The sequence below is a fragment of the Amycolatopsis sp. NPDC114505 genome (assembly GCF_055633615.1).
Map to the genome: position 1 here is coordinate 1,843,642 of NZ_JBVKDV010000003.1, position 26,232 is coordinate 1,869,873.

19 protein-coding genes are annotated in these 26,232 nt (G+C 71.7%); 7 read left to right on the plus strand and 12 right to left on the minus strand.

What is annotated here, in order from left to right:
* Positions 1 to 60: 60 nt before the first annotated feature.
* Positions 61 to 1,848, minus strand: a complete 1,788-nt coding sequence (locus ACZ7OU_RS37560; protein ID WP_470258896.1) for a DNA/RNA helicase domain-containing protein — start codon at positions 1,846 to 1,848, stop codon at positions 61 to 63.
* 532 nt (positions 1,849 to 2,380) lie between these two features.
* Here ACZ7OU_RS37560 and ACZ7OU_RS37565 point away from each other — a divergent pair.
* Both ACZ7OU_RS37565 and ACZ7OU_RS37570 read left to right on the plus strand, forming a co-directional pair.
* Positions 2,381 to 2,998, plus strand: coding sequence for a hypothetical protein (locus ACZ7OU_RS37565; RefSeq protein WP_470258897.1), 618 nt, complete (start codon positions 2,381 to 2,383; stop codon positions 2,996 to 2,998).
* Complete coding sequence (locus tag ACZ7OU_RS37570) at positions 2,995 to 4,302, plus strand: 7-cyano-7-deazaguanine synthase (RefSeq protein ID WP_470258898.1); 1,308 nt, start codon at positions 2,995 to 2,997, stop codon at positions 4,300 to 4,302. Before ACZ7OU_RS37565 ends, ACZ7OU_RS37570 begins: the two co-directional genes overlap by 4 nt.
* 313 nt (positions 4,303 to 4,615) lie before the next feature.
* Here the strand turns inward: ACZ7OU_RS37570 and ACZ7OU_RS37575 are convergent, their stop codons facing one another.
* The 5 genes from ACZ7OU_RS37575 to ACZ7OU_RS37595 form a co-directional block, all read right to left on the minus strand.
* Complete coding sequence (locus ACZ7OU_RS37575; protein WP_470258899.1) at positions 4,616 to 8,791, minus strand: caspase, EACC1-associated type; 4,176 nt, start codon at positions 8,789 to 8,791, stop codon at positions 4,616 to 4,618.
* A gap of 3 nt (positions 8,792 to 8,794) precedes the next feature.
* On the minus strand, positions 8,795 to 9,190 hold the full coding sequence (locus tag ACZ7OU_RS37580) for an effector-associated constant component EACC1 (protein ID WP_470258900.1): 396 nt from the start codon (positions 9,188 to 9,190) through the stop codon (positions 8,795 to 8,797).
* An 836-nt stretch (positions 9,191 to 10,026) separates the two neighbouring features.
* On the minus strand, positions 10,027 to 10,287 hold the full coding sequence (locus ACZ7OU_RS37585; protein WP_470259043.1) for a PEP-utilizing enzyme: 261 nt from the start codon (positions 10,285 to 10,287) through the stop codon (positions 10,027 to 10,029).
* A 137-nt stretch (positions 10,288 to 10,424) separates the two neighbouring features.
* Positions 10,425 to 11,603 (minus strand): acyl-CoA dehydrogenase family protein, encoded by a 1,179-nt coding sequence (locus ACZ7OU_RS37590; RefSeq protein ID WP_470259044.1) that lies wholly within the window; start codon positions 11,601 to 11,603, stop codon positions 10,425 to 10,427.
* Between the two features lie 121 nt (positions 11,604 to 11,724).
* Positions 11,725 to 12,558 (minus strand): TetR-type transcription factor C-terminal domain-containing protein, encoded by an 834-nt coding sequence (locus ACZ7OU_RS37595; RefSeq protein WP_470258901.1) that lies wholly within the window; start codon positions 12,556 to 12,558, stop codon positions 11,725 to 11,727.
* Between the two features lie 100 nt (positions 12,559 to 12,658).
* Here ACZ7OU_RS37595 and ACZ7OU_RS37600 point away from each other — a divergent pair, with 100 nt between their 5' ends.
* Genes ACZ7OU_RS37600 through ACZ7OU_RS37610 form a run of 3 tightly spaced genes read left to right on the plus strand, consistent with a single transcriptional unit; the run spans position 12,659 to position 15,598 of the window.
* Entirely contained in the window at positions 12,659 to 13,657 is a 999-nt protein-coding gene (locus ACZ7OU_RS37600; RefSeq protein WP_470258902.1) for a phosphotransferase family protein, read from the plus strand.
* A gap of 22 nt (positions 13,658 to 13,679) precedes the next feature.
* Positions 13,680 to 14,507 (plus strand): enoyl-CoA hydratase-related protein, encoded by an 828-nt coding sequence (locus ACZ7OU_RS37605; protein ID WP_470258903.1) that lies wholly within the window; start codon positions 13,680 to 13,682, stop codon positions 14,505 to 14,507.
* Entirely contained in the window at positions 14,504 to 15,598 is a 1,095-nt protein-coding gene (locus ACZ7OU_RS37610; RefSeq protein WP_470258904.1) for a CaiB/BaiF CoA transferase family protein, read from the plus strand. The genes ACZ7OU_RS37605 and ACZ7OU_RS37610 overlap by 4 nt, the downstream gene beginning before the upstream one ends.
* Positions 15,599 to 15,601: 3 nt before the next feature.
* On the opposite strand, the gene ACZ7OU_RS37615 is transcribed toward ACZ7OU_RS37610, so the two are convergent.
* The gene (locus ACZ7OU_RS37615) at positions 15,602 to 18,376 is read right to left on the minus strand and encodes a helix-turn-helix transcriptional regulator (RefSeq protein WP_470258905.1); all 2,775 of its coding nucleotides are present in this window, start codon (positions 18,374 to 18,376) and stop codon (positions 15,602 to 15,604) included.
* 101 nt (positions 18,377 to 18,477) lie between these two features.
* Between ACZ7OU_RS37615 and ACZ7OU_RS37620 the strand changes: the two genes are divergently transcribed.
* Together ACZ7OU_RS37620 and ACZ7OU_RS37625 are read left to right on the plus strand one after the other, a co-directional pair.
* The gene (locus ACZ7OU_RS37620; RefSeq protein ID WP_470258906.1) at positions 18,478 to 20,826 is read left to right on the plus strand and encodes an AAA family ATPase; all 2,349 of its coding nucleotides are present in this window, start codon (positions 18,478 to 18,480) and stop codon (positions 20,824 to 20,826) included.
* Positions 20,827 to 20,911: 85 nt separating this feature from the next.
* Positions 20,912 to 21,334, plus strand: a complete 423-nt coding sequence (locus ACZ7OU_RS37625) for a hypothetical protein (RefSeq protein ID WP_470243096.1) — start codon at positions 20,912 to 20,914, stop codon at positions 21,332 to 21,334.
* A gap of 55 nt (positions 21,335 to 21,389) precedes the next feature.
* Here the strand turns inward: ACZ7OU_RS37625 and ACZ7OU_RS37630 are convergent, their stop codons facing one another.
* The 5 genes from ACZ7OU_RS37630 to ACZ7OU_RS37650 form a co-directional block, all read right to left on the minus strand.
* The gene (locus ACZ7OU_RS37630) at positions 21,390 to 22,322 is read right to left on the minus strand and encodes an SDR family NAD(P)-dependent oxidoreductase (RefSeq protein WP_470258907.1); all 933 of its coding nucleotides are present in this window, start codon (positions 22,320 to 22,322) and stop codon (positions 21,390 to 21,392) included.
* Positions 22,323 to 22,335: 13 nt separating this feature from the next.
* Positions 22,336 to 22,812, minus strand: coding sequence for a TspO/MBR family protein (locus ACZ7OU_RS37635; protein ID WP_470258908.1), 477 nt, complete (start codon positions 22,810 to 22,812; stop codon positions 22,336 to 22,338).
* On the minus strand, positions 22,809 to 24,173 hold the full coding sequence (locus ACZ7OU_RS37640) for a TIGR01777 family oxidoreductase (RefSeq protein ID WP_470258909.1): 1,365 nt from the start codon (positions 24,171 to 24,173) through the stop codon (positions 22,809 to 22,811). The genes ACZ7OU_RS37635 and ACZ7OU_RS37640 overlap by 4 nt, the downstream gene beginning before the upstream one ends.
* A 120-nt stretch (positions 24,174 to 24,293) precedes the next feature.
* A complete protein-coding gene (locus ACZ7OU_RS37645; protein WP_470258910.1) occupies positions 24,294 to 25,145 on the minus strand; it encodes a MerR family transcriptional regulator in 852 nt (283 codons plus the stop codon).
* A gap of 34 nt (positions 25,146 to 25,179) precedes the next feature.
* Complete coding sequence (locus ACZ7OU_RS37650) at positions 25,180 to 26,046, minus strand: oxygenase MpaB family protein (RefSeq protein ID WP_470258911.1); 867 nt, start codon at positions 26,044 to 26,046, stop codon at positions 25,180 to 25,182.
* Positions 26,047 to 26,232 lie beyond the last annotated feature (186 nt).

Consider the following 26,232-nt stretch of genomic DNA (forward strand, 5'->3'; position numbering starts at 1 on the left):
CGCCTATGCTTACCGGGCTCCAAACCACGAAATCTGAACGGTTCTCTCGAATCGACGACTTCACAGCTTGCGAACGCCGAGATCGGCGAAGAGTCTTCTCGTGACTGGATCAACCGAATAGAGCACGGTGCCGCGGATCGAGCGAGTCATGAGCACTCCGTACGCCCTCCGGATTGCACGTGCGAGTTCTTCGTCCTCACGGATCCGGTTGGCCTTGCTCAGCACGTGTTCGCGGTGCACTTGCCAGCTACCGCCGTCCCAAGTGAGGTCAGGTCCCATGATCACGCCACCCCACTCGTACTCGAGGCCCTGCGCGGTATGGACACAGCCGATCTGCCCGAAGCCGCCGGATTCCGTTGCCCAGAAACGCCGCTTCGGAACTCCGGGGGTATCGTGCTGATCTCCGGCGTTCCACGGGCGCGCCCAGCCCGGCTCGGGGGCGACTTCCGGCTCGGTGCCACTCCGATCTTCCCATTTCCAGCAGATTCCAGCGCTCATCCGAGCGCTTTCCTGCTTGCTCTCCTTTGCGCGAAGGAAGCGTTCCATGGTCGCGGCACTGTCCGTGTACCACAGCTGGAATGGCTCTGGCTCGTCACCATCATCCGGTTTCCAGGGCAGCGGGTCGCCGGCGAACAGGCGCTGGATCCACGTATCGTACGTCGAGCTGCCAACAGCGCGGAGCACCCTGTCCAGGCCGATCGGCACGACCTCCGCCTCGAGGCTCTTTATCTCACGGATGAGCGCTTCCGGCGACCACACCTCGTCGGGGAACAGGCGCTGATCACCGTCGATGAAGAACACCGGCACCTTCGCCCGCGTGACGACCACCGACACGGAGGACTCACCGGGGCGCATGGAATACGAGCCCTTCATCGGGCGCTCGGTCAGTCGGTGCGCCTCGTCGCACAGAATCAAGTCGAGCTCGTCCTTCGTCCGGTTGTCGGCGATACTGTTCAGCGTGGCGAAAGCGGAGCGCCGACCCTGGGACGCGCGTTTGAACGTCTCCCGTGAAGCGATTCCGCCGGATACATAGCCGACTTTGTGCCCATCGTTGAGCGCCTGACCGAGCAGGGTCAGTCCGACCAGCGACTTCCCACTCCCGGCCCGGCCGCTGACGACGAAGACCTTCTTCGCTCCGGCCGGGGACGAGCCGGCCAGCGCCTCGGTCACGCTCTTCACAGCGGCCAACTGGTTCTCCACGAGACTGAACCGCGTGTGCCCAGCCACGATGGCTCCGACGTCCGGCTCGATCAGGGGACTCGCGCGACGTCGCTCGAGCAAGGTTTCAGCCGCATCAGCACCCGACTTCGCACTGAAGTTTCCCTTGAGAAAGGCTTCGAGCTCACCGGGAAAGCGAGCCGTGAACGTCGGTATCCCCGGCCGTGGTGAAACATTTCTCATCCACTGGAACTCCACGGCCTTGAGATTGTGCAGATATGACGCGCCGACAAGATTCACGTAGCGATCATCGAACATGGCGTGGTGCGTCTTGAGCGCCATCATGTTGTCGCACACCTGCACGGCCGGATGCTTCTTGTGCTTCCTGTATGCGTCGAAGTAGACCTTGTCGAGAGCGCACTGCTTGCACAGACTTCCCGGCCCACCCCGTCGGCACACCGCACACAGACCATCGGCGACTTCCGGCCTCGGACGCTCGACCTGACTCCACTGCTTCAGCTCGATCGCCGCGTAGCTCAAACCACCGTTCGGATGAAAACCGGCGAGGACGACGTCGATGGGATTCATTGTACGAGCGACCGAGTACTCCACGAACAGCCAAACTCGATCGAGCCCGAGGCGATCCAGCAAGGACGCCAGCCAGTACACGCTTTGCCGCCAGGAGGTCACGTCTCCCGGACCAGGCGCCGAACCGTTGGGATGCGCCTCCTGATAGCACCGCTCGATTTCAGGAATCAGCTTGGCACTGTCCCGGAGAAATTCCCGCGCCGGCCAGAACGCTTCCGATGGCTGCCACGTGTTCGTTGCCGTCTCCCTTGAACTGTGCCATCGGGTTTACCGACCCTGGATCTCGAACCCGACCTGTCCCATACCCCAAACACGTTCTACACGATCGAGTGAACGGGTGCACCTGCGACACGGCGAGCCTGGGCCGAACGGATGGTCTTACTGATGGCTATTGCGGTGTGACCGTGCGTGCGTACCGTGGAGGAGGTCGCCGGCACCCGGGAGCGCGTGCGTGGGCACTTCGAGCAGATGGAAAGGGCCGCAGACGGCGGCCTGGACAGCCGTGTCGAGGAGTGTCGCCCGGCTGCGGCCGGCGGAAGGCGCAGCCGCATCAGCCGCGGATATCCCCGGACCGCGACAGTCCGAAGATCATCCGATCTCGGACGAGTCGGTCGCGAAGCGAGGACAGCGTTGCTTGGACGCTCTGACCGAAGCGGTGCGTGCCGACCCGGACGCCTACGATCTGCGGCTGACGATGACCAAGGCGGGCGAAGCCCTGGTCGATGTGGTCGGGAGCTTCGGCGGAGACGACGGGCTGGTGGACCTGGTTCCCGACTCGGGCTGGCCCGGCACTCGCGACGAGTGGTTCGCCTACAGGTTCGTATCCGTCGTAGCCGGTGACGGCACGACGATCGCCGACGCCGTCGCACGCCGCTCCGCCACCGCTTGCGCCGAGAAGATCCTCGCCAGTCCTTCGGCGGCGGACGCCGTGAGGCGAGGAGACTCGCACTGGGGCTTTCCCGACGGCCTGTTCTGTGAGATCTACCAGCTCTTCTTCGCCGATTACGTCGCCGAGTTCATTCACGCGGTCATCGCCGAAAAGGTGAAGCTGGCAGTGCCGGCGCTTGTGCTGGTCGATCCCAGCGGTCAGATCGCGGACTGGGTCGCCGACCAGATCACCGCGGTGCTCCCGATGCCCTGCGCCGAGAAGGCCGCACACCCGGACGAGCCCCGCTCCATCGTCGAGCTGGGCCGCGACATGCTGCGGAACGCTGTGACCACGGCTCTGGGGCTTCCGCCGGTGAGCTCATGACCAGCGACGCCCGGAGCTTCAGCTTCACCGCGGCCCCCCGGCGTCGCCGAGACTCCGATCGTGAACCGCTCTCCGACGACGACTTCCACGATCGGGAGACTCGGCTCGACCAAGGCACAGCGATGGTTGGCCCGGCCGAACTTTGGGCCCGTGACCTGCTGCAGGTGGCGCGCGCCGTCTATCTGGTGGACAAACGCTATGTCCGGCGCACCGAAGACGGGTGGTCGCGCACCATCGACCTTGTGGTCGAGGTCGCGGAACCCGAGCGCTGGGGTGCGTCACAACTCGGCGATCTCACCACGCTGCTTGCCGCCCTGACCAGCGATACCTGGCAGGTCCACGTGGTAGGGGGTGCCACCTATCGGCAGTGGTTGGACTACGAAGGACGAGCGTCGGAGGTGACGCTCTTCTCAGGTGGGCTGGACTCCACTTCCTATGCCGCGCGAGCAGCGTCGCAGGGGCAGGCCGGGACATTGCTGCTGATGGGTTACGACGACAACATCCGCGCCCGGCAGCAAGAGGTCCGCCAGGCCATCGAACGGATCCGCAGCCGGCCGGTCAAGCTGGTGCAGATCGGTCAGCGAGTGCTCTCCGGAGCCGACGGCGAGCTCGAGCGCAGCACACGTACGCGTGGCCTGCTCTATATGGCTACCGCGGTGGCGGCCGCGTCAGCGCATCGTCTCGGTCAAGTCAAAGCACCGGAGAACGGACAACTCGCGATCAACCCGCCCTTGACGCCGAACCGCTTGGCCGGTCTCTCGACGCGATCTGTCCATCCTTGGACGCTGGAGCTGACGAACCGCCTGATCCGCGGGCTCGGCGGCGCTGTCGAGGTCGTCAACCCACTACTGTCGTTCACGAAGGGCGAGGTGTGCGGCCAAGCGCTGCAAGCCGGGCTTACCCGAGATGACCTTGCTCGTACAGTCAGCTGCGGCGACCCCAGCAGCGCGCGCTACGCCCACCGAGACCGGCTCAACTGCGGACACTGCTACCCATGCCTCGTCCGGCGCTCGGGCCTCCTGCACGCCGCCGGGACCGATCGAACCGACTATCGGCGCGACCTGACCCGCATCGACATGAGGGCGAAGGCCGCGGAGCACCTCCGTGCACTGGCTCGCTGGCTGGCGAGCGACTTCGGGTTCAAGGACCTGGTCGCCGACATGCCCTTTCCCCGTTCCACGCCCATCCCGGCAGTGCTGCCGATGCTGCACCGCGGACGACGTGAACTGGCGGCGATGGTGGACGAGGTCATGCCGGCCGACAGCCCATTCAGAAGCACGTGGACACCCAAGCTCGCAGGCTGACCCGCTCAGCGGCCGAGCCTGTCCGTCCGTAGCGGTCGCCCGTTCGACCGCAGCGCGGAACCGATCACCCGCTGCCTCGCCGAAGGTCATCGGCGACGAGGCCGAACGCCGGTCCGGCCGCCGACATTTCATGAGTATGACCGCGTGTTCATGGCGCAGCCGGAAGGAAACGCCGCCGGTGTTCGTGGAGCCCGCCGAGCCGGGAGGCCGCGCGCCGGATGACACCCGGCATCGGCGGCGTGGGGTTCGACCTTTCGCGTGCTGCCCGTGACGTACTACTGGGAAAGGATCCACCGGTGAAGCACCGGCTGTCCTACAGGGGAGCCGAAGACGGTAGTCGCTCGGCCAGCACATCGAAGTGGCGCCGGCTCGACCACTCTCGCCGGTCACCTATGACGTAGAGACGACGTTTCGCCCGGCTGGCCGCGACGTTGAGCAGATTCGGTTTGCTCGCTGCCCAACGCCGGGCTCCCGGACGCCGCGGATCACTACCGAGCACGAGGATGACGATGTCCGCCTGCTTCCCCTGAGCCGTGTGGACGGTTCCGGCGACCAGCCCGGGGTAACGGTCGGTGCGCCGGCGGACCTGGTCGGCGACGTCCCGGAACGGCGCGATCACCATCACCTCGGACATGTCGAAGTGCACCAGGCCAAGGGCTCTGAGGATCCGGTCGAGCTGCTGGCCTTCCGCGGGTATCCAGTGGCCTTCGGAGTGGCCGGCCACCACGTCGATCCACTTGGACTCGGGCAGCGACGGATACTTCTCGGCGAACCGGTCGGCGTGGGCCCCCGAGTTGCCGTGGATCATCAGCCCGTCATAGGCGATGTCGTTGGCGATGCCGAACATCGGCTCGTCGCAGCGGCGGTGCACGGTCAAGGGCGCCCCGACCCAGATCTTGCCGTCGTCCGAAGGCAGCAACGTCCCCAGCCGGGTGAGGCGGTCGGCCAGGCGTTGCACGGAAGTCCGGCCCGACAACCATTGCTCGTCGACGCCGAGTTCCCGGCGGATGGCCTGTTCGGCTCGGAACGGCACCGCGTTGATCGGTTCGAGTTGAAGCGGGTCACCGACGATCACCGCGCGCTTCGCGCGCCAAAGGGCACCGACAGCGCTCTGCGGCGTCGCCTGCCCGGCCTCGTCGATCAGCAACCAGCCCAGTGTTTCCGCCCCCAGGTGGGAAAACATGCGAGCGAAGGAGGAGAACGTCGTCGATACCACCGGGACCACCAGGAACAGCGCCTGCCATGCCACGAGCGCGTCGTTTTGGGGCAGCTCCCGTGGCGCGCTGCCGGACAGCACATCCATCGCACCCTGAAGGGTCTGGCGCATCTTCTTCGGCGCGAGCCGCAGAAAAGCCTTGTGCAGCCGCAGGGCGGCCAGGAACAGCTCCGTCCGCGCCGAATTCCACGACGAGTCGGTCCACAGCGCCGCCAGCTCGCGACGGGTCCGGTCGGCGAACCAGCTGTCATCGGGGAAGCACGGGCCGAGGGCCGCCTCCGCGCGGGTCAGTTCGTCGAGCAGACTGCCCAGCACGCGCTGGGCGCTCTCCACGCCCAGCTTCGCGCGATCCCGGTTGCCGGCGGCGACGTCGACTTGGTTGGTCAAGTAAGCCACCTCGGTACGGGCCTGGTCGAACGCCCGCTCGGCGGCGGTGAGTCCACTGGCCAGTTTCGCGTCACGGTTTCGCCATTCCCGCAGCGCGCGACCCCAAGTCGTCAACCATTCCAGGAAGCCCGGCCGGAACCGCTGGTGTTCGATCCGCAGTCCGGTCAGGCGCCTGCCCTCCGCGTACCACGCGTGCGCACGACTGTTCGCTTCGCTCAGCTGAGCGCGGACGCCATCGAGTAGCCGCGCCGCGGCCGAAAGTTCGTCCTGGCAGTGTCGCAAACGCTTCTCGGCAGGTGGCTTCTCGCACCAAGCCCGGTAGATTCGTTCCCGCTCCGCCTGATCCGCTTCGGCGCGCTTGAACACTCGGTCGAACTCAGCCGCGGCTTCCGGCCACGTCTCGGCGGGCGTCGACAGCTCGTAGTCTTTGAGGATGGCCAGCAGGCCGGCTCGAGCGTGGTCGAGGTCCTTCGTTTCCCCGGCTTCGTCATCGGCCGGTTCGGAGTCGCTCACGCCGACCGGCGGCTGCGGCGGGGTGCGGTACCAGAACGCGTCCACGAACCGGCTGCGGTTGGCCTTGTTGCCCAGCCGCGCCGTGAGCAGGGCCCAACCCGCCTGCTCTTCATCGGGCGGCCGTGACCCACGGTTCGCCGGGTCCTTGTCCGCGGTGAGCAGTGCTGACGCTATGCCCGCGAAGTAGTCGACGTCCTCGGCGGCATGACGCCAGCTGTCGTCGACAGCATCCCACGCCGGCATCTCGTCGGTGACGTTCTCGACGGCGCCGTTGTTCGCCGACCCGACGACCATTTCGAAGCCGGTGAGTTCGGGGCGAAGGGTGTGGACCACCCGTGTGTAGTCGCCGGTGCGCCAGGTCGCCGTCGCCCCGGTGAACGCGTCGTCGGGCCGGTCAAGCCCCGCCAGGACACGAGCCCGCTCGACCACCAGCGCGGCGACGAGGTCGCGCAGCATGGTCGTTTTCCCGGTGCCGGGCGGTCCGTTCACGGCGAAGATCCGCCCGGGCCCCTCCCCCAGCCGCACCGCGTTGGAGACCGCCAGCTGTTGTCCGAGCGCGAGCGAATGGTCCGGGCTGCTCGGCCACCGCCCCAGCGGGACCCGCCCGGGCGCGGTGTCGTGCAGCACCGCGTCCGGCCGGTTCCGAACATCCACGCGGGCGCCGAGATCCAGCTCGGCATCGGGGCGCAGATAGGCGCGCAGGGCCGCTCCGGCACCGCCTTCCGCGGCACTCGCCGCCACGGTGGCCAGGTCGCCGGCGATCATACTGTTGAGGAAGTCGTGTCCGTCCACGCCGAAGGCGTTGCGCTTGGCCACGATCTGGCTGTGAATGCGGATCTCACCGTGCGGCACCACGCCGCCGAGCCGAACGAGGTCCTCGACCAGCCGGAAGCACCCGGCGAGCAGTTCCTCGTCGGCCACGTAACCCACCTCGTGCACCCGCCCTGACTTCCGTGCCTCCAGCACCGTCTTCCGACCGGGCGTGACCAGGTTCTCGAACAGGGAGGCGAATTCTTCCCGGGTTCCCTCGAATCCCTTCATCCATCCGGGTACATCGGGCCCGGGATTGAGTACCCGGCCGGTCGCCCACGCACAGCCGGACAGCACCTGCGAGTCGACCAGCGGACGCCCCGCTCCCGAAACGACGAACGCTGCCAAGGCGCTCTCCCCCGCCGGTCGCTCGTCGTAGCTCGTCTCGTCCGGCGGAAACACCGAGTCGAGGAACTCGAAGACCGGCTCGAGCTGGTAGATACCCAGGTAGACCGAGTGCCGCCAGGCTTGCTTCGACGTCAGCCGATAGCGCGCCAGCTCGTGGTCGGGTTCCCACGGCAACGGCTCGCCGGGGACTACCGTGCTCACTCTCTCCCGGCCGCTCACTTTCTTCACCGGCTGCGGACTGAACATTTCGACGGTGTTCCAGAACCCGACGATCGCCGCGCGGTCCGCGTCGGTCCCGGGCGCTGACGCTGATCCGAGCTTCGCCACGCCTTGCCGGCGCCGGTTTTCGAGGATCTTCGTCGGCGGTGCCGCGGCGTCCGCGAGCACTTGGGCCAGCGTGCTCGTCCGGTTCCGCGGCGACGCGGCAGGCAGGTCGTCGGCCGGATCCGGCCTCTCTTCCGGGAGGTCGTCCCGAATCGCGGCGGAAGCCCCGCGGACGAGCGCGAGCCGACCGGCGGTGTTCGTCGCCCTGCGCTGGGGCGCCGGCAGGCCGAGCCCGACCAGCCGATCGTTGACGTGCTGGTAGATCTCGTCAAGCGAGCGGGGCTCGGGTTCGGCGAGCGCGCTCAGTAACGCGTCGGTGAACGCCGTGAACCGCGCCCCGGGTGGTGCGTGGGATGGAACGTTCGCCGAACTGGAGGTCAGGGTGTACGTCCCGGTGAGGGTCAGCTGACCGGTCACGAGGCTGCTGGGAGTGGCCATCGCCGCGATCGCCTGGCCGGAGAAGCAGCAGTCCAGGATCAGGACCCGCGCCCGGGCACGGGCCTGGCCCAGGTCCTGCTTGATCCGTGCCACCGGGAGGCCGCTGTAGCCGACATTCTGCGGTTCGGTGTCTTCGAGCCCCAAGTGCAGGCTGCCGTCGTCGTCGAGCAGTCCGTGACCCGCGTAGTAGACCACCAGGAGGTCCGTGGCTTCCCGAGCGGCCCGGCCGAGCGCCATGCCGACCTTGGCCAGCGATGTCGGTCCGTCAAGGCCTTCGACCGTGCAGTGCTCGGGACTCAGCAGTCCGCCCACCGAGTCCGTCAAGGCATCCCGCAGTGCCCTCAAGTTGTTCGCCACCGCCGGAATGGCAGTGAGGTCCGCCGCCCGGTAGACGCTCGTGCCGATCAGGACCGCCCGGCACTTGCCGGCCTCCGGGAACCAGGGAGTGGTCATCGGTCAGTCCTCAATGGGATCGACCAGGGACGCGACCTCCCGGATGATCGCCTCGGGATCACGGGCGCGCCGCACATCCACACTGACTTCACGGCCGTCTTGCGCCTTCACGGTGACCGTGACATCGGCCCGCCGCTGCGCCAGCCAGGTCGAAAGAGATCGAGCGAGCGCGACTCCCGCACCTCCCGTGCCCAGCGTCACCGCGAGGAGGTCCAGCACTCCGCCCATCTGACCGGGCACGACCGGACGGTTCCGCAATTCGAGGCAACCTCGAAGTTCGTCTTCATGAAGCAACCATTCACGCAGCGCCCGCAGGTGCAGGTCCGAGTCTCCCCCGCTCACGACCAGTTGCACCTCGCGCGGATCCGACGGAAGAGACTTGTGGTTGATCACCGGCATTCCGACATCATGCCACCGGCACTCTCGCCCCGAGACCGGTTCCCGAAACAATCGGCAATACATTGCGTGCTTTACCAGATTACCAATTGGTACGCAATAGTCAGATCTGGCGCGTTCTGAAGTAACGCTTTGAGAGGGGAACTCGAGGCTTGCACGTCGTCCCCCACCCCGAGAAGGTGCCTCGCCGCGAGACGCGCAGCTTCGCCACCTGGGGCTTGCCTCCACATTCGGCTTGGCAGTGCGTGATGACCTGGCGGCGACTCGGATCGAAGGCCTCTAGAGCAGAACGTCGGCCGAGCTCCGGTCGGACGGTCGAGCACGCATGCGGCCGGCGTTGGTGGCGACCGCCTGCGGGGGGGCTCGTCGTCTGTCGACAGGGCCAACGAGGGGCCGCAGGTGTCCCCGAGCGCGACTGTGGGTAGCATCTTGCGCTTCCCACATAGATCGGTTCAGCCATTTTCGCCCACTTCCCACGGCTCATTCCCCGCTTTTTCCTCCCTGTCACCGAATTTCGCGGAATCGGACGGCACGGCCCGACCGAAGCATCTGCCCGGCCGTAGCACCCCCGCCCTCGTCCGGCTGTTTCCGAGATGTCGTCGAACAACTGTCATAGTTTAAGAGCCGGGTTCACACCGCCCCGGAATCGAGCAGACAGCCAGGGGTTGCCCTGCCCGCCGCCCTCGGTCCGGATCGCTCGGCCGTCGAAGTCCACGAAGCCCGGACAACCTCGGCCCGCGCGGACCGCGCTAAGTCTGTGCGTGGTATCCACATCGTCGACAGCCGAACGCGACGATGCCGGGCTCGGCTCACCGATCAGCTGACCTCAGTGATCCCCGTCAAGCCCGACGCTTCGGGTGGGTCGGTCTCGAACTCCGCGCCCCAGATGACTTCCGCGCCGCACCGATCTCCAGGACCACCTCCGTCCCGTCGGCCAGCTCGGCCCCGACCAGGCACGGCACCTCGAACTCGCGGGAGACGATGGCGAGGTGCGAGCGGAGGGTCCCGTCCAGGCAGACGACCCCGCCGAGGCGCCCCAGGATCGGCGACAGGAAAGGTGGTGCCGCCGGACGCGACGAACGCGACCGTCGACTCGAGATCGCCGTCCAGCGACGCGATCACGTCGGCGGGCGAGCGGAAGTGCCGCACCGCGCCCCGTGCGGACGGGATACCCATCTGCCTCCACGCTGGGGCGCTGGTCGGAGCCTATGAAGACGACGATGGACGACCAGCGCACTCAGGGGGACACGTCCGGAGGCAACACCGGAGCCGCCCGGAGCTCGGCCTTCGCGATGGACCTCAGGTGCACCTCGTCCGGCCCGTCGAACAGCCGCATCGCGCGGTGCCACGCGTACATCGCGGCCAACGGCGTCACGTCGGTGACGCCCGCGCCGCCGTGGATCTGGATCGCGCGGTCGATCACCCGGGTCGCCGCCCGGGGCACCGCCACCTTCGCCATCGCCACCAGGTCCTTCGCGGCCTTGTTGCCCGCGACGTCGATGACGTGGCTGGCCCGCTGGCACAGCATCCGCGCCTGCTCGATCTCCAGCCGGGACTCCGCGATCTGCTGCTGCACCACGCCCTGGTCGGCCAGCGGCCCGCCGAACGCCACCCGGTCGCGCGCCCGCGCCACCATCAGCGCCAGGGCGCGTTCGGCCGCGCCGAGCGCGCGCATGCAGTGGTGGATCCGGCCCGGGCCGAGCCGGGCCTGCGCGGCCGCGAACCCGCCGCCCTCCTCGCCGATCACGTTCTCGACCGGCACCCGGACGTCGTCGAAGCGGACCTCGGCGTGGCCGTGCTGGTCGTGGTGGCCGAACACCGGCAGGTCGCGCACGATCGTCACGCCGGGCGTGTCGCGCGGCACGAGCACCATCGTCTGCTGCCGGTGCGTCGCGGCCTCGGGGTCGGTCTTGCCCATCACGATGAAGAACGCGCACCGCGGGTCCATCGCCCCGCTCGTCCACCACTTGCGACCGGTGATGACGTAGGTGCCGCCGTCGCGCACGATGCGCGTGGCGATGTTCGTCGCGTCGCTGCTGGCGACGTCCGGCTCGGTCATCGCGAACGCCGACCGGATCTCCCCCGCCAGCAACGGCGCCAGCCAGTCGCGCTTCTGCTCGTCGCTGCCGAGCAGGTGCAGCAGCTCCATGTTGCCGGTGTCGGGCGCCTGGCCGTTGATGGCCTCGGGTGCCAGGTCCAGGCTCCAGCCCGACAGCTCCGCGATCGGCGCGTACTCCAGCTGCGTCAGCCCCGACTCGGCGGGCAGGAACAGGTTCCACAGCCCTTCGGCCCGGGCCGCCGTCTTCAGCTCCTCGACGACGGGCGGGACGCCGTGGTCGTCGGGCCCCGCGGCCCGGCGGTGCGCCAGGTACGAGGCTTCGGCCGGGAGCACGCGGTCGCGGACGAACGCCAGCATCCGGTCGTGCAGCTCGCGGGCGTGGGCCGAGGGGGCGGGCAGAGCGTAATCCGGCACGAGATACTCCTGAACGCAACCGAGCGACTGGTCGGAATGACCGTACGATCGGCCGCGCCGGGTGTCAACGCGCGAGCCGCACCACGTCCAGGGCGAACCCGACGTACTGGCGCGCGACCGTCTCCGGCGACGACGGCCCGGACGGCGACCACCACTGCGGCAGCGCGGTGCACATCGTGACCACGGCCCGCGCGGCCTCCTTCGGCAGCGGCGTGGCCAGCACCCCGCGGCGGCAGCCCTCCACCACCTCGTCGTCGACCATGTGCTGCATCTCCTGGCGGCTGGCCGCGATGCGGGTGCGGTCGGGCTCCTCGACGCTGCGCATCTCGCTCGCCCCGATGAACCCGAGCTCGCGCCGGTGGGTGTGGAAGAGCGCGAGGCACTCGACCAGGCGGGTGAACCGCTCGACCGGGCCGTCCACCTCGGCCCGCGCCGCGCGGGCGCGGGTCAGCAGGTCGGCCATCGTCAGGTCGAGCAACGCGACCAGCAGGTCCTGCTTGGCCGGCCAGTGGTGGTAGACGCCGGGGACCGACAGCCGGGCGCGCTGGGCGATGTCGCGGATGGTCGAGCCGTGGTACCCGAGCTCGGCGAAGGCCGCGAGGGCCCCGGCCAGCGGCGGTTCGAGCCGCAGCGGCGCGAAGTCGCGCCAGCTCCCGGCGACCGGCGCGCCGCGCAGGGTCGCGACGTCGGTGCCCAGGACGTCCGCGACCCGCGCGAGCCGGGCGTCGTCGAGCTTCGTCCCGCCGTTCTCCACCGCGCTCCACGTGCCGGCGCTGACGTCGAGGGCCTGCGCCACCTGACGCAGGGTCAGCCCGGCGCTCCGGCGGGCGTCGCGCAGCCGGGAGCCCACCTCCTTCCGGGCGTCGAGCTCCTCCGGCGCTATCCCACGTGCCCCCACGGGTCCGTCCTCTCGGCGCTTGACAGTTCCGACCGCCTCGGGGATGGTACTCGACATCTTGTTCAGTTTTACCGTTCGATCGCTCGGTATCGAAAGGTTCTTGGCTATGTCGAGCCCACCGGGAGTTTCGGTTCCCGCACTGGCCGCGTTCCTCCGCGAGCGCGGACTGCTCTCCGGGCCGCTGCGCGTGGAGCTGCTGGCGGGCGGCCGGTCCAACCTGACCTACCTGCTGACCGACGGGTCCGGCCGCCGGGTGCTGCGCCGCCCGCCGCTGGGCCACGTCCTGGCCACGGCGCACGACATGGACCGCGAGTTCCGCGTCCTGCGCGCGCTGCACCCGAGCGCGGTGCCGGTGCCCGAGCCGATCGTGCAAGGCGTCGCCGACGCGCCCTTCTACGTCATGGAGTTCGTCGAGGGCAGCGTCCTGCGCGACCAGCACCAGCTCGAGTCCTTCGGCCGCGCGGAGGCCACCCGCCTGGCCGGCGCGCTCGTCGAAACCCTCGCCCGGCTGCACCACACCGATCCCGCGACGGTCGGGCTGAGCGACCTTGGCCACCCCGACGGCTACCTCGAGCGCCAGCTGCGACGCTGGGCGCGGCAGCTGCGCGACTCCCACAGCCGGGACCTGCCCGAGCTGACCGCGCTCGGTGAACGCCTGGCCCGCCGGATCCCGGAGTCCGGCGCGGCGGCGATCGTGCACGGCGACTACCGCCTGGACAACATCGTGGTCGATCCGGCCGACGGCACCGTCCTCGCCGTCCTCGACTGGGAGATGGCCACCCTGGGCGACCCGCTGGCCGACCTCGCTTCCGCCGTGGCCTGGTGGGACGGCCCGGCCACCCCGGTCGCCGCCACGCCCGGCGCGGTCCCCGGGTTCCCGTCCGGCGACTTCCTCGTCGAGTCCTACGCCCGGCACAGCGGCCGGGACCTGTCCGCCCTGCCGTGGTACCTCGGGTTCGCGTTCTACAAGATCGCCGCGATCTTCGAAGGCATCCACTACCGCGCCCAGCGGGGGCTCACCGTGGGCGAGGGGTTCGACCGCCTCGGCGCGTTCGTCCCCGCGCTCGTCGACCGCGGCCACGCCGCCCTCGCTTCGTGACCCCCGCACAGGAAGGCCGACCATGACCACGCTGAAGGGACAGCCGGGCGTGCACCGGCAACCCGGTGGCGGCCGCCCGATGAGCGCGGTCACCTACACCCTCGACGGGCGCGTCGCCCGGATCCGGCTGTCGGACGGCGATCGCGGCAACTCTCTCACACTGTCCACTGTGGACGCTCTGGGACGGGCCGTGCGGCAGGCCCGGACCGACGACGCGCACGTCGTCGTGCTGTCCGCCGAGGGACGTGCGTTCAGCGTCGGAGGCGACGTTTCGGCGTTCGCCGCGGCCGGCGACGTCGGTGTCCTGGTCGACGACCTGGCCGACGCCCTCCACCGCGCGATCAGCGACCTGCACCGGATGGACGCCGTCGTCGTCGCGGTCGTGCAGGGCACCGCGGCCGGCGCCGGGCTCTCGCTCGCCGCGGCGGCCGACCTGGTGCTCGCCGGAGCGTCGGCGCGGTTCACCCTGGCCTACACGAAACTCGGCTTCTCCCCCGACGGCGGCGCTTCGCTGCTGACGGCCTCCCTCGGCCTGCACCGGGCGCTGCGCGTCGCGTTGCTGAACCCGGTCGTCACCGCGGACGAGGCGCGCGAACTCGGGCTGGTCGCCCAGGTCCACCCGGACGAGGAGCTCGAAGCCGCCGCCGAGGAAGTCGTGCGGCGCCTGGCCGCCGGGTCGCGAGCCGCCCAGGTCGCGACGAAACGGCTGCTGCGCGAGACGGCCGTCCCCGCGGCCGAGGTCGCGCTGCGGCGGGAAGCCGTGTCCATCCGGGCGCGGGCCGCTTCCCCGGACGGCCGTGAAGGCGTCGCGGCGTTCCTGGAGAAGCGGCCGCCGGAGTTCACCTCGTGACCGGGCCGCTGACAGGACTGCGCGTGGTCGAGCTGGCGGGCCTCGGGCCGGCGCCGCACGCGGCCATGGTGCTGGCCGACCTCGGCGCGGACGTCGTCCGGATCGAACGTCCCCAGGGCACGCTCGACCTGACCGGCGGCAAGCCGGACCACCTGCTGCGCGGCCGGCGGTCCGTGGCCGCGGACCTCAAATCCGAGTCGGGACGGGCGCTGGCGCTGCGGCTGATCGCGAAGGCCGACGTGCTCGTCGAAGGCTTCCGCCCGGGCGTCACCGAGCGGCTCGGCATCGGCCCGGACGCGTGCCGGGAGCGAATCCGGCGGCTGGTCTACGCGCGGATGACCGGCTGGGGACAGGACGGGCCGCTGGCGGCGCGGGCCGGCCACGACATCAACCACATCGGCCTCACCGGCGCGCTGCACGCGATCGGCCGCGCCGGCGAGCGGCCGGTGCCCCCGCTGAACCTGGTCGGCGACTTCGGCGGCGGCTCGATGTTCCTCGTCACGGGCATCCTCGCCGCCCTGTGGGAGCGCGAGCGGTCCGGCGAGGGCCAGGTGGTCGACGCGGCGATGGTCGACGGCACGAGCGTGCTCCTGCAGGTGCTGTGGACGATGCGCGGCCAGGGCACGTGGTCGGCCGGGCGCGGCACGAACCTCCTGGACGGCGGCGCCCCGTTCTACGACACGTACGTCTGCCAGGACGGCCGCTGCGTCGCCGTCGGCGCGCTCGAGCCCCAGTTCTACGGCGCGCTCCTGACGGGCCTGGACCTCGACCCGGCCACCCTGCCCGGCCGGCTCGACCGCACGGGCTGGCCCACGTTGCGCGCCCGGTTCGCCGCGGCGTTCCTCACCCGGCCCCGCGACGAGTGGGCGGCGGTCTTCGCCGGCACGGACGCGTGCGTGACGCCGGTCCTGGCCCCGGAGGAGGTCGCCGCCCACCCGCACTTGGCCGCGCGCGAGACGATCATCGAGATCGACGGAGTCGAGCAGGCGGCCCCGGCCCCGCGTTTCTCCCGCACGGCCACGGGCCGCCCGGCCCCACCGCCGCGGCCGGGCGCGGACACCGAGGCCGTCGTCGCCGAGTGGGACGCCTGACGCTCAGGGTTCCGAAGTCAGCCGGCTCGCTACGCCCGCCCGGCGCGACACCCCCAGCTTCGTCAGCACCCGTCCCACGTGGACGGCCACCGTCTTCGGGCTCACGTACAACGCCTTCCCGATCTCACTGTTCGTCAGCCCCTTCGCGACCAGCTCGGCCACCTGCCGCTCACGCCCGGTGAGGGTATCGAAGCCGTGACCGCGGGGCTGCTGCGCGTTCACCCGGCGCTGAACGCGTAGCACCTCTTCGACCCGCAACGGCGCCCCGCAGGCCTCGAACCGCGCGCAGGCCTCACCGAAGTGCGCGCGTGCCGAGCCCATCTCCCCGAACGCGCCGAACGCCGTCCCGGCGACGACGTGCGCCCGCCCCTCCCCCAGGCGATCACCGGCGACGCGCAGCGAGTCGACCGCCCGGACCGCGGCCGCGGCGGCGCCGCGCGGATCCGACGGCAGGAGCGCGTGCGCCTCGGCGAGGTGGGCCAAGCCGGTGCGCCGGGGCAGGCCGGCCGCCTGGGCGAACGCCAGCCGGGCCCACTCCGCCGCCTCCTTCTCATGGCCCAGGGCGGCCTCGGCCGCCGCCAGGGTTTCGTACCAGTTGGGGCGCTCGACGGGGTAGACCTCCCACAGGTCCGGGCCGCTCGTCATCAGCTCCACGCCCGTCGCCGCGTCGCCCGCCAGGAAACAGGCGAAACCCAGCGTGCCCGCGACCATGCCGATCTCGGGGAGCTTCGCCTCGTCGGCGATGGACAGTGCCTCCTTGCCCAGGCGGACCGCCGTCTCCGCATCGCCCCTCGAGATCGCCAGCAGGCAGTGGCTGCGCAGCGCGAAGCTCCGCAACGCCGGGCTTCCCGTCAGGTGCGCCGAATCCAGCTCGTCGGCGAGGTGGCCGGCCGCGCGGGAAAGGGTGCCCCGCATGAGATCGACGCCTGACAACATCGAGTACAGGTGCGTCACCACGTGGCTCTGGCCCGTCGCGCGGACGATCTGCAAGGCGCGCGTCAGGTGGCGGACCGCGTCGTCGAAGCGCTCCTGGCACAGCTCGGCCGAGCCCAGGAGGCCGACCGTCTCGACCGCCGGGGCCAGCTCCGCGTCCGTGGTCGCGTCGACCAGCTGGGCGGCCTCGTCCAGCCAGGCCACCGTCCGGTCGTCCACGCGGCCGTCCACATGGGACTGGAGGGCGGACATCGCCAGTGCCGCCGCGACCGCCGGACGATCCGGGTGGCGGCGGGCCGTCTCCCGGGCTTCCGCGGCCCAGTCGCGGCTCCGGTCCCGGTCGGCCCTCAGCGCGACACCGTTCGCGAGGCCGAGCTTGAGGGCGAGCGCCGCCTTGCCGTGCTGGTCGGTCAGGGCCGTCAGCTCGGCCAGGAGCTGGGCGCGCGCCTCGGCGTGGCGGCCCAGGAACCGCTCGATCAGCGCGCAGAACGCCGCGATCTGCGCGTGCTGCTCGGTCAGCTCGGCCGGGAGGAGCCGCCGGAGCTCGTGCAGGGTCGCCCGGCAGTCGCGGAACCGGCCGGTCAGGCCGTACGCGTGGGCGCGCATCAGCAGCAGCTCGATCCGCGCCGGCGACGGCTCCGGGACCAGCCGCAGCGCCGCCTGCACCCAGTGGACCGACGCCGACGGCGCCCGGTGCAGGGAAACCGCCGCCGCCCGCCGGAGGACGTCGACGGCCGCCGCGTCACCCGGAGCCGCCGAGCACTCGACGTGGTGGGCCAGCTCGGTGACCGGTCCCGAGCGCAGCGCGGCCGCGGCCCGCGCGTGGGCGGCGACGCGCCAGCCGGCGCCCGCCGCGTCGTAGGTGACGCGGCGGACCAGCGGGTGCCGGAACGGGAACCGGCCGCCCGGCGCCGGCCGGAGGAGGTCACGGCGGACGAGGTCGTCCAGGACCGGGAGGACGTCGTCGAGGGCCGCGCCGGCGGTGTGCGCGATCAGGCCGGCGGGAACGCCGTCACCGGCCACGGCCGCGGCCTGCACCACCAGGAGTTCTTGCGGGGACAACGTGTGCAGCTCGGCGAGGAGCGCCGCCTGCACGGGTTCCGGGATGCCGGCGCCGCTGTCTCCCGCGGCCCGCACTTCGCCGTACGGACCCGCCAAAGCCTGGACGTAGAACGGGTTTCCGCCGCTCGCCGTGTACAGGGCCGCGCCACCGGCGGGGGCCAGCTCGGCGACGTCGGCCGGCGTCAGCGGTTCCAGTTCGAGCCGGTGGACGTCGCCGGCGTGGGCCAGGGCGCGGCGCAGCAGGCTCGACGTCTGCCGGGGCCGGTGGGCCAGGCCCAGCACCAGGCGGGCGTCCGGCGGGCGCCGCAGCAGGTGGTCGACGACCTCGGCGGTGCCTTCGTCGGCCCAGTGCAGGTCGTCGAGCAGCACGAGCAGCCCGGCCGGCCCCGCCAGGGTTTCCAGCAGCCGGCGGACCGCGCGGTGCAGGCGGTAGCGCTCGGCCGGGGAGATCTCCGGCGGCGCGGTGCCCGTGGACAGCGCCGGGAACGCCGACCGCAGCAGGTCGGCCTCGTCCTGCGCCAGCCCGGCCAGGTCGGTTTCCTCCAGCGCCGTGGTGAGCACGGAGAACGGGACGTGCCGCTCCGCCTCCGCCGCGCGTCCGGACAGCACCAGCCACCCGGCTTCCCGCGCCCGGGCCGCCAGCTCGGCGAGCAGCCGCGTCTTGCCCATGCCGGGCTCCCCGGCGATCTCGACGGTCCGGGACACCCCGGCGGCGCCTTCGGCCAGGAGCCGGTCGAGGAGCGCGAGCTCTCGCTGACGGCCCACGAACGACGTCGGTGCCACGCTGCCTTCCCCCGGTACGTAGTTCTGCGGATGCTATCGGCCACCGGGTCCGGCGAGGGTGGCCGGGAGCGGGCCGCCCGGCTCGCGCGCAGGGGGAATCCGTGGACACCGACCACATCGTGGGCCGAACGGCCGAGCTCCGGGCACTGGACGGCGTAACGGACGCCGCGTACGTGATCCTGGGCGACGCCGGCATCGGCAAGACGACGCTCTGGCGTCACGCGGCCGCACGCGCGCGCGACCGCGGCTGCCGCGTCCTGACCTGCCGGCCGGGCGAACCCGACCGCGCGCTGCCGTATTCGGGGCTGACCGATCTCCTCGAGACCGTCCCCGACGAGGAGTTCCGCCCGCTGCCCGCGTTCCAGCGGCAGGCGCTGGAGGTCGCGCTGCTGCGCGCGGCGGGCCCGGTTCCGGACCCGCGCGCGGTGGGCGTGGCCACGCTCGCGCTGGTGCGGCTGCTGGCCGGCGGCGGTCCGGTCGTCCTGGCCGTCGACGACGCGCAGTGGCTCGACCCGGCGAGCGCGGACGTGCTCGGCCACGTCGCCCGCCGGGTGCTCGGGCGCGGGGTCCGGCTGCTGGCCGCGGCCCGCGGGACCCGCGTGCCGTTCGGCCTGGAGCCCGACCGGATCCGCTGCCTCCGGCTCGCCGGGCTGCCACCGGCCGACCTGCGGCGGCTCGTCCGGCGCCGTGGTCCGCACCTCACCGGACGCGCGCTGCGGCGGCTGGCGGACGCGACCGGCGGCAACCCGTGCTACGCGCTCGAGCTGGCACACGAACCCCTGCGGCTGCCCGGTTCCCTCGTCGAACGCCTGGACCGGCTGCCACCCGAGACGCGGGAGGCGCTGCTCGTCGCCGCCGCGAGCCGGACTCCCGCCGCGGATGGCCCTTTGCAGGCCGCGGAGGACGCGGGGCTGATCGAAATCCGCGACGGGCACGTCCGATTCGTTCCTCCCCTGCTCGCCGACGCCGTCTACGCGCGTGCCCCGGCCGAAGCCCGCCGGGCACTGCACGCGCGGCTCGCCACGCTCGTCGAGGATCCCGACGAGCGGGCTCGGCACCGGGCGCGAGCGGTGGACGGTCCCGACGCCGGCGTCGCCGACGCAGTGGCCGAAGCGGCCGGCCGGGCGCAGGTTCCCGAAGTGGCCGCCGAACTGTGGCTGCTGGCCCGGGACCGGACGCCGCCCGGCGACCCCGCCGGCTTGGGACGCGCGGTCTCAGCGGCCGAAAGCCTCTTCTCCGCCGGTGACACGCCCGGGGCGCGGACGGTCCTGGAACCGGCGGCGGCCGAACCGGGACCCCACCGCGCGCGGGCTTTGCTGTGGCTGGGAACGATCCGCTTCTACGACGACGGTCCCCGCGCGGCCGTCGCGACGCTGCGGGAAGCCCTCGGCGAAGGCCGGGAACTGGCCGACACGCTCCACGAGCGCATCACGTCCGTCACCGACCACGACGTGCTGCGGCGGTCAGACAGCTGGGCCGAGAGCCCGGACATCCTGCGCACCCGCGCCGAGTGGCTGGCCCGGTACCAGGTGGCGGACGACACCACTCTTCCGCACGCTCTCGCGCAGCTCGCCGAGATCGAGTGCCGCCTGGGCGAACTCGACGTCGCCGCGCGGTACGCCGGGGAACTAACCGAACTGGCCGGACGCCGGTGGTGTGCCCACGCGCTGCACGTGACCGCGCTGGTGGCCGCCCACCGCGGCGATGTCGACATGGCGATCGCCGCGGCCACCGAAGGCCTGGCCCACGCCGAGTCCATAATGGACAAAGCGGCGGCCGTGCGGAACCTGGCCGTGCTCGGGTTCGCGGAGCTTTCCCGCGGTGCCCCGGAGGCCGCCGACCGCCACTTCACCCGGGCGGCCGCGCCGGGCACGTTCGCCGGCGACCACGTGGAAGCCCTGCTGCAGCTGGGTGCGGTGGACCGGGCGGCGGCAGTGGTCGCGGAGCTGGAGCGGCGCGCCGGATCGCCGTACTGGCGTTGTGTCGCCGCCCGAAGCCGTGCCCTGCTGGGCCTCGCCCGCGCCGACCTCACCGAGGTCGCGGACACCGAGCTGCCGCTGCCGTTCGAACGCGCTCGCACGCTGCTCGTCCAGGGTCAGATTCTCCGGCGGCGCAAGAAAAAGCGCGCCGCGGCGGACGTGCTGGACCGGGCCGGGGAGATCTTCGGCCGGTTGGGCGCGAAGCCGTGGCACGACCGGGTGGCGGCCGAGCTGCGGAGCCTCGGCCTGCGGCGGACCGCGCCGGACCGGCTGACCCCGGCCCAGCACCGGGTCGCCGCGCTCGTCGCCGCCGGGCGGAGCAACGACGAGGTCGCGGCCGCGCTGTTCCTCAGCCGGCGGACCGTCGAGACGCACCTTTCGCACATCTACCGCAAGGTCGGCGTCCGCTCCCGGACCCAGCTCGTCCAGGTCGTCGACCTCGACCTTACGTGTTTTCCCCGATTCGGCTGACCCGCCGCGCGCGGGATCGTGTGTCCGTCAACGCGGACGGCCCGCCGGAGCGGGCGCCGCGGAACCACGAGGGAGAGGAAACTCCGTGCGGAATCGCGTTTTCGGCTTGCTGGCGGCGATCGCCGTCGCGTTCGGGATCATGGCGACCGGGGGCACCCCGGCGCTGGCGGACTCGACGAAGGTGGTGGACGTCCACTTCCACAACGAGGGCTACTACTGGGCGTACGCGGACATCCAGGCCTACGACTCGTCGAACCGGCAGGTCTGGTCGGACTTCAGCGGCAGCCTCGGCCACACCGGCCACCGCACGTTCTTCGTGCCGGCGAACGTGGCGTGGATCCACTGGCAGGTCCGGATGGAGCCGTTCGGCAACACCATCCACGAGCAGTCGCTCGGCTGGGGCGACTTCAACGACTCCTGCCCGAGCGGCAAGCACGCGACCATCTACGTCGGCGGCATCGCCACGGACACCGACGACTACGACATGCACTGCTCGAACTGGTCCTGACCGGCAGGTGAGACGGGCCCGGGCACCCCGCCCGGGCCCGTCCGCGCGTCGCGGGTCACCGGCCGATCGCGTCCAGGCAATGTCGCAGCAGGCGTTCCGCTTCGCCTGGCTTGGGGCGGGTGCCCGGAATGACGTGACGAGGCCGCTCTCGCCGGTCGTGCCACCAGCCGCCCGGGACGGGTCCGGGGCGGGTCGCGGCCAGCCAGACCGCGGTGTCGGCGCCTTGGGCCGGCGTGCGCAAGACCGGTTCGAGGATCCGGCGAAACGCCGGCAAGGAACCGGCCAGCCCCGGGGTGTCGGCCCAACCGGGGTGGGTGCTGTGCACGGAAACTCCGTCCGGCCGCCAGCGTTCGGCGAGCAGCGGTGTCAGCTCGACCTGCATCCGCTTGGTGCGCGCGTACGCCGTCGCGCCGCGGTAGCGCCCGTTCCGATATTCCGGGTCGTCGACGGCCAGCGGCTGCGTGTACATCCCGCCGGACGACACCATGACCACCCGGCCGTCATCGGAGGCTCGCAGGGCCGGGAGCATCAGTTCGGTCAGCAGGAGCGGTCCGAGCATGTGGGTCGCGAAAGTGATCTCGTGCCCGTCGGCGCTCTCCTGACGCGCCGGGGGCAGCACGCCGGCGTTGTGGACCAGGACATCCACTTTCGGCTCTGTGGCCGCGAACTCCCGCACCGAACCGAAGTCGGCCAGGTCGCAGCGGGCCGTCCGCAGGTTCGCCTCCGGCGCCGCCGCGCGGACGCGGGTCAGCGCCCGCTCGCCGCGTTCGAGGTCGCGCACCACGAGGACGACTTCGGCGCCGAGCCGCGCCAGTCCGGCCGCGGTGGCTTCGCCCAGGCCGGAGCTCGCGCCGGTCACGAGAGCGACGCGGCCGCGCAAGGAGCCGGGGGCGGGGTCGTCACTCGCCCACGTGCGGCGCCGCAGCGCGTAGCCGACGCGGGAGTAACCCAGCAGCACGGTTCGGTCGAGCACGGTGTCGAGCAGCATGCGGTCCTTCCGGTCAGTTCAGCACGACGATCGCGGCGTTGAGCGCCGTCGCGAACAGGGTCCACGCCAGATACGGCAGCTGCAGCGCCGCGGCGGCCGGTGAACGACGGCGGAACACCAGCGCCGTCCCGATGATCACCAGGTCCAGGACCACGATCTCCACCAAGGCGAGAGTGTAGGCGCCGGCCGCGAAGAACAACGGTGTCCACGCCGCGTTCAGCACCAAGCCGGCCGCGTACCAGGCGAACTCGCGACGAGTGCCGCCCGCACGCCAGAACAGCCAGCCGGACAACGCGATCAGGAGGTAGAGCACCGTCCACACCGGACCGAACAGCCACCCGGGCGGAGCCCACGACGGCTGGTTCAGTCCTTCGTAGACAGCGCGGGACCGCACGGCGGCGAGACTGCCGACCGCGGCGACCACCGCCACGGCGGCGACGAACCCGGCCAGGACGATCGGCGCGGGGGCGGAACGGTGCACGGTCGTCATGCCGGTTCTCCTACGGTCGGGCGGGCCGGGAACGGAGCCCGGCCGAGCAGGTGGGCCAGCGCGTCTTCGAGCCGCGGATGCCGGAACACGTGCCCGGCCTCGATCAACCGGTCCGGCCGGACGCGCTGGTCGGCGAAGGCCAGTTCCCGGGCGCCGTCGCGGCCGAGCACCCACCGGGGGCCGAAGCTCGGCACCTTCAGCACCGCCGGCCGCCGCAGGACCTGGGCCAGCACCCGCGTGTACTCGGCGTTCCGGACCGGTTCCGGGCTCACCGCGTTGACGACGCCGGCGAGCGCGCGATCGGTCAGCGCGCGCAGGTAGATGTCGGTCAGGTCGTCGAGGCCGATCCACGGCGTCCAGTGCCGGCCGGCGCCGAGCGGCCCGCCCAGCCCGGCGGCGAACAGCGGGTGCTGTAGCCGCAGCAGGCCGCCGCGGGGGCTGAGCACCAGCCCGGTGCGCACCCGGACCACGCGGATCCCCGCCTCGGCCGCGGGCGCGGTGGCCGCCTCCCACGCGTCGACGACGCCGGCCAGGAAACCGTCACCGCGGGCCGCGTCCTCACCGAGGACCTCGTCCCCGCGCTCCGGGCCGTAGTAGCCGACCGCCGACGCCGAGACGAACACGCCGGGGCCGTCGGCCGTGCGGGCGGCCAGCTCCGCGAGCGCGCGGGTCGGGCCGAGGCGGCTGTCGCGCACGGCGCGCCGGTGGCGGTCGTCGAACCGCCCGGCGACCGAGGCGCCGGCCAGGTGCACGACCGCGTCGATGCCGGTCAGCAGCTTCTCGTCGGGCTCATCGGGCCGCCACGTCCGTTCGTCGGCGGTGCGGGCTTCGCGGCGCACCAGGCGGACCACGCGGTGCCCGCCGGTGGTCAGCAGCGCGGTCAGCGCCGAGCCGACGAGACCGCTCGCCCCGGTCACGGCGACGGTCAGCGGCTCGTGCCAGTACCGCCGCTGCGCGGCCAGGTCGCCGGCCAGCTGCCGGTGCCGGTAGGCGAACATCGGCCGCAGGACCGACTCCGGCAGCGGCGTCTCGACGCGGTCGGTGACGACTGTCCGATCAGGACCGTCGGCGTCGAACCGGTGGGTGTGCCGCCACGGCAGCACCGTCGCCAGGACCGGCGTGGCGAGCCGGTCGACGAACTGGTGCGGCGGCCGGTAGCCGGCGGCCTCGTGCGCCGCGGTCCAGCGCAGCCCGCCGGGGAGGACGAGCCGGGCCGAGCCGTCTCGCAGCGAGTCGGCTTCCGCGCCGACGCGCACGGGCTGCCATGGCGGGGCGAGCCGCGTGATCGCCCCGGGCAGGCCGTGCCAGGCGAACACCTCGTCCAGCGGCGCGGGCACGACGCCGGAGAACTCCACGCTCATCCAGACCTCCGATGCACATTCGACTCATCGTGTTTCCACGGTAACGAATGTGCACGAAAAGTGCCGAATCAGCACGTCATCTTCGATGCATCTCCGATGCAGATGCGTACGCCCGCGTCGTCAGCCGCCGAAGGCCGCCAGCGCTCCGGCGAACGACGGCGGCAGGGGTTCGCCCGCCGTGGGCAGTCCCCGCCACCCCGGGCCGGCCGGGCGGACCGACACTCCCTCCGCGCTCAGCGCGTGCAGGATCCGCACGTCCGCGGACTGCGAGGTCATCGACCACACGACCACGTCGCTCGGGACGAACCGGGTCGTGACCACCCGCAGCACGTCGAGCGACACGAGCCCGCCCAGGAACATCGCCGGGGCGCCGTTGTCGCTCAACGCCGTGCTGAGCATCTTGACCGGCAGCTCGTGTCGCTCGGCGGGCCCGCACACGAACAGCACCGGCGCCTGCCCCGCCCGGACGGGCGCGGGGGCCGGGTAGCGGTCCAGCGCGCCGGACGCCGCGGTGGCCAGCGCCCATTCCGCCGCCATGGCGTCGCGGTCGCCGCGGCGGGCCCAGCGTTCGCCGATCGCGCGCAGGACCGGGGCGACGACGTCGGTCCACGTCTTCGCGACGCCGAGGCTGCCGAGCGCGTCGTCGACCAGGCCGCCCATCGTCGGCAGGTCGAGGAGCTCGGCGGCCTCGGCGAGCCCTTCCTGCCGCTGGTGCGCGGTCGTGGCCGCCGCGGAGCGCGACAGCACCAGCCGGGCGGCTTCGCGCGCGCCCGTCCCCTGCGCCTGCAGCGCCCGCATGCGCCTCAGCTGTTCGACGTCCGCGGGCGTGTACCGGCGGCGGCCGTTCTCCTCGCGCAGCGTGGCGCCGATCCCGTACCGCTGTTCCCAGGTGCGCAGGGTCACCTGGGAGACGCCCAGCGCCCGCGCGACCTCGCTCGAGCTGAGCGACCGCGTCCCGGACGTGCTGCCCACCCGGCCTCCTCCGCCATCGGAAACGGGAATCGAATCACAGGGGCGCGGTCATCGCCCACCGCACCGCCTTGACCAGGGTGCGCCCGGCCAGCCGGACGGCCGTCGCCTCGGCCAGGGGCGCGTAGGGCACCCGCAGCTGCGGCCGGGTCCAGGCCGGCAGCATCCCGACGGCCGAAGCGGCCAGCACGGCGTACGGAACCCGTGCGGCCCAAGGGATCGGCGGGGTCAGCAGCAGGAACCGAGCCGCCTGACGCGCTTGCTCGGTCCCACGCAGTTCCGGCCGGTACGCGGCAAGCGCGTCGTCGAGCTCATCCCGCGTCCGCGGCGGCTCGAGCACACCGAGCTTGCGGGCGATCACCGCGGTCTCGGCGACGTACCGATCGCAGCCCTCGTCGTCGAGCGGGTACGCGCCATAACGCTGGTGGGCACGAAGGAAGCTGTCGACCTCGGCGACGTGCACCCAGGCCAGCAGGTGCGGATCGGCGGCCCGGTACGGCTGCCCGTCCGGGGAGGTCCCGGATACCCGGGCGTGAACGCCCCGCACCACCGAGACGGCCTCCTCGGCGTCGTCGGCGGTGCCGAAGGTCGTCACGGCGAGAAAGGTGCTGGTGCGCTGCAGCCGCCCCCACGGATCACCCCGGTACCCGGAGTGCGCGGCCACGGCGGCCATGGCGAGGGGATGCAGCGACTGCAGGAGCAACGCCCGCAGCCCGCCGACGAACATCGCGGTGTCCCCGTGCACCCGCTGGATCGCACTGTCGGGTTCGAACCACCGAGGCCCGGGGCTGTCGTGAATGCGCGCCCGGTTGCGGGGACCGTCCGGGCCGGCGACCCGCGCGAAGAGAGCGTCCCGCACTTGGGCGCGCACCGCGGACATCTTCGGTGGGGAGATCGTCGCCATAGGCGCTCCAGGTGCGATGCAGGGCCGGGCGGGCGTTCGCCGGGACAGATACGCAGTCTAGCTGCGCTTTTGCCTGCGCGAAGTCATCCGCCCTTGGCTGCTCGGGTCGGCCGGTCGGCCTGCGTTTGCATCGCCCCTGCGTCAGCGCGGTGGCCCGGGGTTCGAGAAGCAGATCCGCGCGCAACG